The organism is Mesorhizobium abyssinicae, assembly GCF_049887195.1.
Lineage (GTDB): Bacteria > Pseudomonadota > Alphaproteobacteria > Rhizobiales > Rhizobiaceae > Mesorhizobium > Mesorhizobium abyssinicae.
The window spans coordinates 130,530-143,075 of record NZ_JARAKC010000009.1 but is presented as its reverse complement, the minus strand read 5'-3'; the positions used below and the strand labels follow the sequence as shown (position 1 = coordinate 143,075).

Here is a 12,546-nt window from a genome sequence, read left to right as displayed (position 1 = left end):
GACGCGGCAGGGCTCTTCTGGTTCCGTTCACTCGCAGCTGCAGGGGAGAACCTGACCAGATGAGGCACTCCAGCCGGCGATGAAAAGAACTCTGGCGAGGGTCTTGCAATCTCGCCATGTAACGCCCCGCCACCCGCCCCTATCGCCCGCTGGGCGCGCCCGGCTTCATAATGATCTCCCGGTGCGGATACGGAATGCTGATGCCATTCGCCTTGAACGTATCCCACAGCGCCAGCAGCACCTTGCCGCGCACATTGGTCAGGCCTTGCTGGGGGTCGCGGATCCAGAAGCGCAGGACGAAGTTCAGCGAGGAGTCGCCGAAATCGGTCAGCCAGCAGACCGGCCGCCGGTCGGCCTCGACCCGGCCGACGCTGATCGCCGCCTCGATCGCCAGTTCGCTGACCTTATGCGGGTCGGCGTCGTAGGAGACGCCGAAGTTCACGTCGAGCCGGACGAGGTTGTCGCTGAACGACCAGTTGATGACCCTTTGGGTGATGAAGTCCTCGTTGGGGATCAGGAACTCGCGGCCGTCGCGCGTCACCACCGAGACGAAGCGCGCCCGCAATTCGCGGATCCAGCCGAAGGTGCCTTCGAGCGAAATGGTGTCGCCCGGCTTGATCGACTTGTCGAGCAGGATGATGACGCCGGAGACGAAGTTCGAGACGACCTTCTGCAGGCCGAAGGCGAGACCGACGCCGACGGCGCCGGAAAACACCGTCAGCGCCGTCAGGTCGAGGCCGACGGCGGAAAGTGCCACGGCGCCGGCCACCAGCACGAGGCCGATCTTGGCCACCTTGCCGATAAGCACGCGGATCGACGGCGTCAGCTCCTCGGAGAGGCGGACACGCTCATCGATGTAATTGCCGACGACCACCGCAAGCCAGACCGTCGCGACCAGCAGCAGCGCCGCCTTCAGCACCATGAGCGCAGAAAGCCGAACCGCGCCGAGCGGGATTGCCAGGCTGTCGAGGACGGTGGCCGCGTCGTCGCTGACGTGCAGGATGACAAGGGCCGCATAGATCCACGCCAGCCAGCCCAGCGTGCGCGCGACGAGGCGGTTGCGGATGATGCGCGACAGCACCGTCGCGAACAGCCACGCCAGCGCGAGCAGCAGCGCGACCTGGATGAGATGGGTGCGGCTTGGCCAGGTGACGGCGCGCAGCAGGCTGAGCGCGGCGAACAGGAAGAGCGTGAACAGGATCCAGTCGGTGCGCCGCAGCAGGGCGATCACCACCCGCAACAGTCCGGGATGGCCCTTGATCTGGCGCGCCTGGCCCTCTACCAGCGGCTCGACGCGCAGCGCCGCGAGCTTGGCCAGCGCGAACAGTGCGGCGATGATGCCGAGCTGATAGACGAACCACGGCGTGGCGGCATAGTCGAACCATCCGCCGGCCCAGGCCTGCGATCTGTCGATGGCGTCGCGAAAATCCATTTGCCACGACCACTTGGCTAAGGAACTGCAACTTGTGGTCCACAATGTCGCCGGGCTTGAGAATGGTCAAGCGGACTTCGCTCGGCCCCTGACCTGCGCCCACGGGGTTTTCGCGGCCAGACGTGGACAGTCACCGAAGAGCTGGGGAACACGTGGCGATCGCCGCCCGGCGCGCTCGACCCGCCGCGCTTCGGTTGATAAGCCCTGTCGCCGTAGTAAAGGTATTCGAGTCGAAATATGACGGTTGCGATCGAGATGGGCGAGACGAGCGCGGGGGCCACGGCGGCCCTCGACCTCGAGGAGCTTTTGGCGACCCGGCTTCTGGTGCAGGGCAATTCCGGCTCCGGCAAGTCGCATCTCTTGCGCCGGCTGCTCGAACAGAGCGCGCCCTGGGTGCAGCAGACCATCATCGACCCTGAAGGCGACTTCGTCTCGCTCGCCGAGCGCTTCGGTCATCTGGTGATCGATGCCGAGGAGCACACCGAGCGCGGCCTGCAGGCGGCCGGCGAGCGGGCGCGCATCCACCGCGTCTCCACCGTCCTCAACCTCGAGGGGCTCGACGCCGAGAACCAGATGCGGCGCGCCGCCGCCTTCCTGGGCGGGCTGTTCGAGGTCGCGCGCGACCACTGGTATCCGATGCTGGTGGTGGTGGACGAGGCGCAGCTCTTCGCGCCGGCGGTGGCGGGCGAGGTTTCCGACGAGGCGCGCAAGCTTTCGCTCGGCGCGATGACCAATTTGATGTGCCGCGGCCGCAAGCGCGGGCTGGCCGGCATCATCGCCACGCAGCGGCTGGCGAAGCTTGCCAAGAACGTCGCGGCGGAAGCCTCCAACTTCCTGATGGGCCGCACCTTCCTCGACATCGACATGGCGCGCGCCGCCGACCTGCTCGGCATGGAGCGGCGACAGGCGGAGGCGTTTCGCGACCTCGAGCGCGGGCAGTTCATGGCGCTCGGTCCGGCGCTGTCGCGGCGTCCGCTCGGCCTGCGCATCGGCCCGACCGATACAAAACCGCGCAACGGCACGCCGCGGCTGATGCCGCTGCCGGAGGCGGCCTTGGAGGATGCGCGCGCGATCATCCTCGCCGCGCCGCCGCCCGAGACGGTCAGGCCGCAGCGCCGGGCGCCCTCGCCCGACCTGCTCGACCAGCTGATGGCGGCGAAATCGGCGGCGCTGGAGATCCGCCCCGAGCCGGCGGAGGCCGCACCCAGCGCTGCGGACCTTGCCGAGCGGCGCGAACGGATGGACCGCGTGCTCGGTGCCGTGCTCGCCGAACCCGATGCCGGCTTCCGCGTCATCGGCGTGCTCTATCAGGAGTTCGTCGTCCGCTGCCGGATCGAGGGCCTGGCCTCGGTGGTGCCGGACCTTGCCGAGTTCCGCCGCATGCTGACGCGGGCGCGGGCCGGCCTCGGCTCCGAAATGGCGGAAGACGACGCCTGGCGCGACGTCTCGGTGCGCGCCTCGCTACTGCCCGAGGACATGCAGGGCGTGTTCATGATGATCGCCCGCGCGGCAAAGGAGGCCCGACCCTGCCCGAGCGACGCGGCGATCGCGCGCGCCTATGGCTCGCACTCGCTGCGCCGCGCGCGCCGCCTGCTCACCTATATCGAGGAGCAGGGCCTCATCGTCTGCCAACTCGACGGCACCGGCCGGCGCACCGTGACGCTGGTCGAGCTCGCCTGGGCGACGGCGCCGGGCGATCCCAATGCCGAGGAGGCGGAGCTGGGCGTTTCGTAACGAAAACAAGGCCCCTTGCGGGGCCTTGCCTTATCGCCATCGGGGCGTGCGTGCTGCCTATTTGCCCATCAGCTGCTTGGCGTTCTCCGCCGTGATCGCCGTCGTCTCCACCGTCACGGTCGGCTCCACCGAGGTCGCGCAGTCGAGCAGGATCTTCTTCGACATCTCGATCGCTTCCTTGGCGCCGGTCGGATAGGTGAAGGTCGCCGCCCAGTCGCCCTTGGCGACGGCCTCGATGCCGCCAGCCGGGCCTGGCAGGCCGTCGGTGCCGATGATCTTGACGTCCTTGCCGGCGCCCTTGGCAGCCAGCAGCGCGCCCGCCGCCATCATGTCGTTCGAGGCGTAGAGCACCTTGATGTCGGGATGCGCCTGCAGCATGGCGGCAAAGGCGGTCTGGGCTTTATCCGGAACCCAGTCGGCGGCCTGCTCGGCGACGACCTGGATCTTGGCGTTCTCCTTCACGCCGTCCTTGAAGCCGTTGAGGCGCTCCACCGCCGGCGTCGAGCTCGGCAGGCCTTCCAGAACCGCCGTCTCGCCGCCATCGGGCAGCAGCGTCTTTGCCGTGTACTTCCCGGCCTCGAGCGCGATCTTGTAATTGTCGCCGCCGATGAAGGCGGTGTAGTCCTTGCCGGGATCGCCGACCGTCTTGCGGTCGAGCTCGATCACCGGAATGCCGGCATCCATGGCGCGCTTGACGGCCGGCGTCAGAGGGGCGGCCTCGAAGGGCGAGATCAGCAGGAGATCGACTTTCTGGGTGATGAAGTTGTCGACCTGCGACGTCTGCGTGTTGACGTTGCCGGCGCCGTCGGCGATCTGCAGCGTGAACTGCGGAACGTCCTTGGCCGCGGCCGTCAGCTCGTCATTGACGTGCTGGCGATAGGGCTCGGCGTTGTTGGCCTGCGAAAAGCCGATGATGAACTGGCCGTCCTTGGCGCAGGCCTTGACCATCGGGTCGGCGGCCTGGGCGGTGCTGGCGATGCACAGGCCTGCGCCTGCCAGAAGCGCGGCCTTGAGGGCACGCTTCGATCCTCTCAGTGTGGTTTTCATGCTCACTCTCCTCCTCGTCTGGCCGGGGGCGGACAGACCTATGGTTTCAGTCTCGGGGGTATGCTTGCCGCCGGCCTCCTACCTGCCCAATCCCTCGCGGCGGCGAACGAGGGATTGGAGCACTGCCGCCAGCACGATGATCGCGGCGGTCGCGAGCAGCTGCGTGGCTGGCGTGATGTTGTTGAGCTGAAGGATGTTGGCGAGCGCGCCGAGCATGATGGTGCCGGCGACGGTGCCGCCCATCGAGCCGGCGCCGCCGAACAGGCTGGTGCCGCCGATGACGACGGCGGCGATCGCCGTCAGTTCATAGCCCATACCATCATTGGCGCTGCCGAAGTTGAACTGGCCGGCGTGCACAATGCCGGCAAGCGCCGAGGCAAAGCCGGTGATGGCATAGACCGAGATCTTCACCATCGACACCGGAACGCCGGAAATGCGCGCGGCGCGCTCGTTGCCGCCGACGGCAAAGACGTAGCGGCCGAAACGCGTGGTGTTGAGAACCACCATGGCAATCGCGGCAAAGGCGATGAAGACGATGGTCGCCACCGGCACGGTGTTGTCGAACAGCCGCTCGCCCAGCACCGCGAACACCGGCGGCGCCAGGCCCGGGCCGTCGCCATAGGAGATGTTGATGTACTGGTTACCGGAAACGATGAGCGCAAGGCCACGCGCCGCCTGCAGACCGGCGAGCGTGACGATGAACGGTTCCAGCCGGAATCGGGTGGAGATCGTGCCCTGGACGACGCCGAAGACGATGCCCATGGCGAGCACGGCCATAATGGTCGGGATCAGCCCGAAGCCGCCGGAGATCATCATCGTTGCGGTGACGACGGCGGAGAGGCCGAGCACCGCGCCGACCGAGAGGTCGATGCCGGCGGTGATGATGACGAAGGTCATGCCGATGGCGATGATGCCGGTCTCCGACACGGCGCGCACGATGTTGGCGATATTGTCGGGGTTGAGGAACAGGATCTCGCCGTGTCGCCGGGGCGAGAAGATGACGCCGCCGATCACCACCAGCACGAGCCCGATCAGGCTCTGGAAGCGCACGATGATCGCCAGCGGGTCGACGCGCCTCGCCGCCGGAGCAGCGGGTACCGAAGGGCTTGAAGCTGCCGGGCTGGCAGCCACCGAAATCTTCTGGTCCGACATCAGGCCTCCCTGCCGTTTGCCGCGGCAAGCACGGTGTGCTCGTCGACGCCGCCAATGAATTCCGCCACGTTGCGCCCCTGGCGCAGCACCACGATGCGGTCGCAAAGTCCAATCAGCTCCGGCATCTCGCTGGAGGCGACCAATATGCCGAGCCCCTGCGCCGCGAGGGCTCTCAGCCGCGCATAGATTTCGCCCTTGGCGCCGACATCGACGCCGCGGGTCGGCTCGTCGAGAAGCAGCAGACGCGGGTTTCCGAGAATTTCCTTGGCCAGCACCACCTTCTGCTGGTTGCCGCCCGACAGCGCGCCGACCGATATGTCCGGGTTCCTCGGCCGGATGTCGAACTGGCCGAACGACTGTTTGACCGCCTCGGCCTGGCGGCGCGGCGACATCAGGCCGGCCGGCGAGATGCGGCGGATCACCGACATGACCAGGTTGAGGCCGACGGCCATCCGCAGCATCAGGCCGCTGCCGCGCCGGTCGTCGGTGACGAAGGCGATGCCGGCCTTGCGCGCCGCGTCGATGGAGTCGAGTTTCACGGCCTTGCCGTCGACTGCGACCTCGCCCTGCCAGCGGCCGGCGAGCCCGGTGCCGTAGAGCGCGGACAGCAGTTCGGTGCGCCCTGCTCCCATGATGCCGGCCAGGCCGACGATCTCGCCCTCCTTGACCTCGAGCGAAATCCCGCTCGGCGGCTGCCAGCCGGCGCTTTCCCGGGCGAGCCTGAAGCTGGCATCCTTGAGGCGGAGCAACGTCTTGCCGGCGCTTCTGGCGCGTACGGGGTAGAGTTCGTCGAGCGAGCGCCCGACCAGGAGCCGCACCAGCTCGGCCTGCGGCGCATGTGGCTCGGTGATGCCAGCAACGCGGCCGTCGCGCATCACCGTCACGCGGTCGGCGATCTCGGGCACTTCCTCCAGCCGGTGCGAGATGTAGACGATGCCGACGCCGCTGGCGGCGAGCTTGCGCATGATGTCGAACAGGCGCTCGACCTCGCCGACGGTGAGCGCGGCCGTCGGCTCGTCCATGATCAGCACGCGCGAGGCATAGGACAGCGCCTTGACGATCGCCACCACCTGGCGCTGGCCGATGGAGAGGTCGGCGACGAGGCGCGCGGGGTCGATGGCGAGTTCGATCGCCTCAAGCCGCCGCTTCGCCTCGCGGCGCATCGCCGGCACGTCGAGCAGGCCGCCCGGTCGCATCAATTCGCGGCCGAGGAAGAGGTTCGCCGCGACATCGAGCGACGGTACCAGGTCGAGTTCCTGGAAGATTGTGGCGATGCCGGCTGCCTGGGCCTCGCGCGGGTTGTTGAAGGTGACCGGCTTGCCGTCGATCTGGATTTCGCCCTCGTCCGGCGTGTAGACCCCAGAGAGAAGGTTCATCAGCGTCGACTTGCCGGCGCCGTTCTCGCCGAGCAGCGCGTGGATCTCGCCCGGCTTGAGGTCGAAGTCGACGCCGCGCAGCGCCTGCACGCCGCCGAAGCGTTTCACCGCGCCGGTGACCGAAAGCAGCGGCGCGCTCATCTCGGCCTCGCGCAGGACTGGCGTGCCTGCAGCCTTGCCTGCAGCCGCACGGCACGCGGTGCTGCGTGGCTGGAGGCGATGCGCTCGCTGAGCAGCGCCGCCGCCTGGTGCCCGATCTCGGTGCAGGGCTGTTCGACCAGCGTCAGGCGCGGCTCGAAGCAGTCGGCCCATTCGAAATCGTCGAAGCCGACCAGCGACAGGTCGCCGGGGATCGAAAGACCCTTCTCGCGGATGGCGCGGACTGCCCCGATCGTCGTCATGTTGTTGCCGGTGACCAATGCGGTGGGCGGCGTCGGCAAGGCCAGGATCGCATGCGTCGATGCCGTGGCGCTCGCCGTGTCGACATTCTCCGGCGAGACATAGCGCGGCAGGCATTCAAGTCCATTGGCGGCGAGCGATGCGCGAAACGCCTCGATGCGCTCGCGTGTGGTGGCCAGCCCCGGCTGGCCGGCAATGTAGCCGATGCGCTTGTGGCCGAAGGACACGACATGGTCGATGAGGGCATGCATCGCCGTGTCGTTCTCGACACCGATCTGGTCGAAGCGGTCGTCGGCGAAGCGGTCGATCAAAACGCAGGGCAGCTTCTTTTCGGCGAGATAGTCTATGGCGCGCTCGGGCGAGCCGGACGGCGCCAGGATGACGCCATCGACGCGGCGCTGGTGGAAGGCGCGCACCACCTGAAGCTCGCGGTTCGGGTCTTCCTGCGTGTCGGAGAGGAACACCATCAGGCCGAGCCGGGCGCATTCGGCCTCGACCGCGCAGATGATGTCGGTGAAGTAAGGATTGGAGATCGCCGAGATGGCGAGCCCGACGCTGCGGGTCGAGGCGACCTTCAGCGAGCGCGCCAGTTCGTTGGGCTGATAGCCCATGGCGGCGATGGCGTCGTTGATCAGTCTCGCCTTCTCGGGCGAAACAAATCGGGTACCGTTGACAACGTGCGAGACGGTCGAAACCGAGACGCCGGCGCGGCGCGCGACCTCAGCCATTGTCGGCATGACGGCTCGTGTGGAGTGCCCGCAAGCGCTCCTCCCTTGATTGCGTTTCCCAACCGCTCTTCGGCGGATTTATGGAAACCATAGAGCCATCGAAACGTTTGCGCAATCGATTCGATAAAAGCCCGCGACAAATTTTTGTCGCGGGCTGAAAACTTGGAAATCAGGTGGTGAAAGCCAACCAGGCCGTGCCGGCGGCAAGCGTGACCAGCGTCAGCGGCAGGCCGACCTTGAAGAAGGCGGAGAAGGAAAGCTCCTTGCCCGCCGCCTTGGCCTGCTCGGCGACGATCAGGTTGGCGACGGAGCCGAGCAGCGTGAAATTGCCGGCCAGCGTCGAGCTCATCGCGACCACCAGCCAGGCGCGCTCGGGGTTTTCAAGCCCGGGGATAAAGGGCCTCAACGCCAGCACCGCCGGCACGTTGCTCATGATGTTGGAGAGCACGGCGGTGAAGCCGGAGAGCCGCCAGACATCGTCGAGTCCGATGTTTTTCGCCCAGGCGATCATCTCGGGCGTCAGCAGCGTCTTTTCGGCGCCGGCCACGACCACGAACAGGCCGGCGAACATGAACAGCAGCGGGCCATCGATCTCCCGGTAGATGCGATGCGGCTTGATCGCGCGGGTGACGAGCAGGAAGGCGCCGGCAATCAGCGCCGCCTTGGCAACCGCAACGCCGGCGAAGAACGCGACCGCCAGCATGACGCAGACGACAACCGCCTTCAGCACCTGACCCGGCAGCATGCGGCCGCGATAGACTTCGGGACTGAGGTCCACGGTGCGGGCGAATTCGGCGCGGTAGGCGATGCGCAAGATGACGATGACGGCGAGAAGGCCGAACAGCGCCACCGGCGCGAGAGCGGCCGAAAAGGCAGGATAGGAAATGCCGGAAAGCGCGCCGATCACCATGTTCTGCGGGTTGCCGGTGATGGTGGCGACACTGCCGCAATTGGAGGCCGTGCAGGTGGCGATCAGATACGGCACCGGGTTGCGGTTGATGACGCGCGTGACATGGACGACAATCGGCGCCATCACCAGGCAGATTGCGTCATTGACCAGGAAGGCCGAGAGCACGCCGGTCAGCAGCGTTACCATGACCAGGAGCATGAACGGCGCGTGCGCATGCTCGATGGCGAAGCCGCCGAGCGCGCGGAAGGCGCCCGAGACCTTCAGATGCGCGACTACGATCATCATGCCGAGCAACAGCGTGATGGTGTCGAAGTTGATGGCGCGGTAGGCATCCTCCATGCTGATCGCGCCGACGGCGATCATGGCTGCGCCACCGAGCAGCGCAATGCCGGCGCGATCGAGGCGCAGGCCCGGAAAGCGGCCAACGGCGACACCGGCATAGGTCAGGATGAGGATCAAAAGTGCCGCCGCGCCAGTCCATGTCATTGGCAGAAGTTCCGTCCGAACTCGCCGCTCCCCGGCAGATTCTGCCCGGCGGCATTCTTCGCTCCACCTTTAGCAAGCGGGCGGCAAAGCGAAAGCGGTGGAAGCGGTTGTGCGGTTGAAACTTTTCGTGCGACCCGACGATAAGGCCGCGGCGTCCGAACAAGACAGGCGGGTTTGCTCAGTGGCTAGTCTGCAACCGGCTTGCCCTCGGCGCTATCGTTGCGTTCCGGCTCCAGAATTCCAAACTCCTGCGATTTCAGCCCCTGCTCGGCCTTGAGGAACCCTTCCGCGGCAAGGCCGCGCCGTAGCAGTTCCCGCACGGCCGCCGACCGGCTCGGCATACGCTTTTCGAAGCGCCAGTTTTCCAGTGCAGCCAATTCGTCAGCCGTCAGCATGATCTGGAGCCGTTCAGGTCGTTCCAGTTCGCCCATTTGTGCCTCCGCCAAGACCAAAATGCAGTGAGTTAGTATCTGGCTCACTAACAGTAAAATTAGGATTTGACGCACATCCCGTCAAGGGTGAGCGATGGGTGATCGGCGCAAAGGCCCAACGATGGGGACAAGGCATCGACCAAGCAATCAACAGGCTATACTAACTAATTGATTTTATTTCAATATTTTTGACATTGCGCTTGCTATCGCAATGTGTCGGGCGCATGCTCGAAAATGAGGGAAAACGCCTCACCGGAAGGCAACTGCCATGCGCGACAGCTATTCAAGCCAATTGCGAGAAGACCTCAACTCCCTGGTCCTGGCCGCGATCCATTCCACGGGCGTGGTCAATGTCGCTGTCGTGGCTGAGCGTGTGCGTCTGCGAAACCTCGACGAAAACGTCGCGCGCGAAGACCTCGAATATATGGTCGTGCAAATAGCCGAAACGTATGGGGCAGCCATGGAGTTCGACTGCGCGCTTGTCGCCGAGATGGCCGAGCGCGCCTGTTCGGCGACGCAGTAAGGAGAGGATGTCAGCACGAAGTTTCGGCCGGTCGCGCCGTCAATCCATCTCGTCAAGAGAGTTTTTCACGTATCGCAAAGGCGCTTCGAGCCTCCAGCTTACACCGTGCTCGCCGAACTCCAGCTGTCCGGTGCCGCCCAGCGCCTGCGGCGCGATCCGTTTCAGCACAACCGATCCGAATCCGCGACGTGTCTCTCCGTCCAAGGGCGGTCCATCGTGCTCGTGCCAGACAAGCCCGAAGGTTTCCTCGCCATCGGCGGCGGTGGTTATGGCCCATTCGATCTCGACCTGCCCGACCGGGTTAGACAAGACCCCGTACTTTGCCGAATTTGTCGCCAGTTCGTGGAAGGCGATGCCGAGATATTGGACGGCGTTCGGCTTGAGCATAATCACCGGCCCCTTTGCCGACAGGCGCGACTGCGCCGCGAAGACCCTTACCTGCGCCTCGACCAGTTCGGCGACCGTCGCGCCGCGCCACTCGGCATTGACAAGCAGATCATGCGATTCCGAAAGCGCCAGGATGCGTTCGCGCACCTGTTCCAGAAAGACCTCCGGGCTGCTGGCTTGCTTGCTCGTCTCGCGGATCATCGAGATGATGACCGAGTACTGGTTCTTCACGCGATGGTTGACCTCGCGCATGAGCAGGCGGATGCGCCGTTCGCTCTCCTTATGAGAGCTGATGTCGCGCGCGATTTTGGACGCGCCGATGATCCTGCCGATGCCGTCGCGTATCGGCGAGACGGTCAGCGAAACAGGAATGCGCGTGCCGTCCTTGCGCTGGCGCACCGTCTCGTAGGACGGCACGACCTCGCCGGCGCGAATGCGGGTGATGATCGAGACCTCCTCGTCCAGGTGGTCGGGCGGGATGAGGATCGTCACCGGCCGGCCGATCGCCTCCGCCGGCGTGTAGCCGAAGAGGCGCTGCGCCGCGTCGTTCCAGCTGGTGATGATGCCGTTTATGTCCTTTGAAACGATCGCATCCATCGATGACTCGACAATGGAGGCAAGCCGCGTGCGGGCTTCGTCCGCCATGGTCTGGGTGCGCAGGTCAAGCAAGGTGTTGATTGCGCCGATCGTGTCACCGGTCTCGTTGCGAAGCAGGACGGGATGCGCGCTGAATGGGATGAGTTCTCCGTTGGGCCGCTCGGCAATCGCCCGCCCCCAGCGAACGTCCTTTTCTTCGCGCAAGGCAATGGCCATCGGGCATTCGTCGTGCGCCATCTTGCGACCGTCGAGATGACGCAGCTTCCACGACCCGCACCAGCGATCCTCGTTGATGATGGGACGATGCCCCCAAAGTTCGGCCGCGGCTTCGTTGAAGAAAGTGATGAGGCCTTGCTTGTCGGTGGTGTAGACGGCGACTGGCAGCGCCTGCAGCAGATCGAAGGCATGGGCGCCCGGGAGCCCGATGCCGCCATGTTCAATCGTATCCACCGACCCCCTCGCCTTTCGATGCTGGAAAAATTAACTCGACAAGGAATGCGCGTGAGGGATTTCGGTTCCCCGGCGCGCTCCCACACCGACCTACAGCATCGACGGCATGAGCCGCCCCTATGCGACGAGCCCGACCCCGGATCAGAACTGTCCGGTCGGCCCGCAGGGCGCGCAGCCTGATGCAACCGGGACATCGCCCGGGACAAGCACGCCGACGGTGACCGACAATCATTGCGGCAAGTAACCGGCGTAGCGCCGAACCGAGGCCGCGAGCCGCCTGGCTTCGCGGCCTCCGCCGTTTCCGGCCGGGGGAACCGATCCGGCCGCAACGACGTTTGCTTTTGAGCTCGAAACGATACCAGGGAGACAGGACGTGGCTTCATCGGCGCTCATCGGCATCCTGATCACGTTCCTGGTGATCATCCTCGTGCTCTACCTCGTCCAGCGCCTCCCGCTTGACGGCCGCACGCGACAGATCGCGCAGATCGTCGTTATCATCATCGGCATCGTTTCGCTGTTGAAGTATCTGGCCGTTTTCTGATCCTTTCTCTAAGAGAAGGAAGTTCAAGCTGGGGTTGCCGACGATGAAGGCTCGTTCGATCGCATGGATTGCCGGCGCGTTGTTGTGTGCCGCCGCCACGGCTCATGCCCGCCCCGACACGCGTGCAATGAGCTGCGAACAGGTACGGTCGCTGATCCACAGCCAGCGTGCGACCGTGCTGACCACCGGCCAAAACACCTACGAGCGCTATGTGCGCCAGTTCGGCAATGAATGCGACTGGCCGGAGGTGCCCACCGCCGCCTCCGTTCCGACGCGCGACGGCCAGTGCCGCGTCTACCGCTGCCAGGAGCCGGTTTTCGACTTCCCGAACTGAAAACTCGCGAAAGCTGACA

The 12,546-nt window shown here is 65.6% G+C and carries 12 protein-coding genes; 4 read left to right on the top strand and 8 right to left on the bottom strand.

Features of this window, described 5'->3' with window-relative positions; translation table 11 throughout:
- Window positions 1–139: 139 nt before the first annotated feature.
- Window positions 140–1,432, bottom strand: coding sequence for a mechanosensitive ion channel family protein (locus PU724_RS20785; RefSeq protein WP_292172633.1), 1,293 nt, complete (start codon window positions 1,430–1,432; stop codon window positions 140–142).
- Between the two features lie 237 nt (window positions 1,433–1,669).
- Here PU724_RS20785 and PU724_RS20780 point away from each other — a divergent pair, with 237 nt between their 5' ends.
- Entirely contained in the window at window positions 1,670–3,166 is a 1,497-nt protein-coding gene (locus PU724_RS20780; protein WP_354423457.1) for a helicase HerA domain-containing protein, read from the top strand.
- A 57-nt stretch (window positions 3,167–3,223) separates the two neighbouring features.
- Here the strand turns inward: PU724_RS20780 and PU724_RS20775 are convergent, their stop codons facing one another.
- The 6 genes from PU724_RS20775 to PU724_RS20750 form a co-directional block, all read right to left on the bottom strand.
- Window positions 3,224–4,213: a substrate-binding domain-containing protein gene (locus PU724_RS20775; RefSeq protein ID WP_320254276.1), complete on the bottom strand. Its 990-nt coding sequence runs from the start codon at window positions 4,211–4,213 to the stop codon at window positions 3,224–3,226.
- Window positions 4,214–4,291: 78 nt separating this feature from the next.
- Window positions 4,292–5,365: an ABC transporter permease gene (locus PU724_RS20770; RefSeq protein WP_354423459.1), complete on the bottom strand. Its 1,074-nt coding sequence runs from the start codon at window positions 5,363–5,365 to the stop codon at window positions 4,292–4,294.
- Window positions 5,365–6,882, bottom strand: coding sequence for a sugar ABC transporter ATP-binding protein (locus tag PU724_RS20765; protein ID WP_354423461.1), 1,518 nt, complete (start codon window positions 6,880–6,882; stop codon window positions 5,365–5,367). The genes PU724_RS20770 and PU724_RS20765 overlap by 1 nt, the downstream gene beginning before the upstream one ends.
- Window positions 6,879–7,877 (bottom strand): LacI family DNA-binding transcriptional regulator, encoded by a 999-nt coding sequence (locus tag PU724_RS20760; protein WP_292172793.1) that lies wholly within the window; start codon window positions 7,875–7,877, stop codon window positions 6,879–6,881. Before PU724_RS20760 ends, PU724_RS20765 begins: the two co-directional genes overlap by 4 nt.
- A gap of 160 nt (window positions 7,878–8,037) precedes the next feature.
- Entirely contained in the window at window positions 8,038–9,264 is a 1,227-nt protein-coding gene (locus PU724_RS20755; protein ID WP_292350519.1) for an anion transporter, read from the bottom strand.
- Window positions 9,265–9,449: 185 nt separating this feature from the next.
- The gene (locus PU724_RS20750) at window positions 9,450–9,695 is read right to left on the bottom strand and encodes a hypothetical protein (protein WP_127286441.1); all 246 of its coding nucleotides are present in this window, start codon (window positions 9,693–9,695) and stop codon (window positions 9,450–9,452) included.
- 268 nt (window positions 9,696–9,963) lie between these two features.
- On the opposite strand from PU724_RS20750, the gene PU724_RS20745 reads away from it, so the two are divergent.
- Window positions 9,964–10,218 (top strand): hypothetical protein, encoded by a 255-nt coding sequence (locus tag PU724_RS20745; RefSeq protein ID WP_127286440.1) that lies wholly within the window; start codon window positions 9,964–9,966, stop codon window positions 10,216–10,218.
- Between the two features lie 39 nt (window positions 10,219–10,257).
- Here the strand turns inward: PU724_RS20745 and PU724_RS20740 are convergent, their stop codons facing one another.
- Window positions 10,258–11,652 (bottom strand): PAS domain S-box protein, encoded by a 1,395-nt coding sequence (locus tag PU724_RS20740; protein WP_354423464.1) that lies wholly within the window; start codon window positions 11,650–11,652, stop codon window positions 10,258–10,260.
- A 373-nt stretch (window positions 11,653–12,025) separates the two neighbouring features.
- Between PU724_RS20740 and PU724_RS20735 the strand changes: the two genes are divergently transcribed.
- Together PU724_RS20735 and PU724_RS20730 are read left to right on the top strand one after the other, a co-directional pair.
- A complete protein-coding gene (locus tag PU724_RS20735) occupies window positions 12,026–12,193 on the top strand; it encodes a Thivi_2564 family membrane protein (RefSeq protein ID WP_127287442.1) in 168 nt (55 codons plus the stop codon).
- Between the two features lie 43 nt (window positions 12,194–12,236).
- Window positions 12,237–12,527: a hypothetical protein gene (locus tag PU724_RS20730; protein WP_292350521.1), complete on the top strand. Its 291-nt coding sequence runs from the start codon at window positions 12,237–12,239 to the stop codon at window positions 12,525–12,527.
- Window positions 12,528–12,546: the final 19 nt, after the last annotated feature.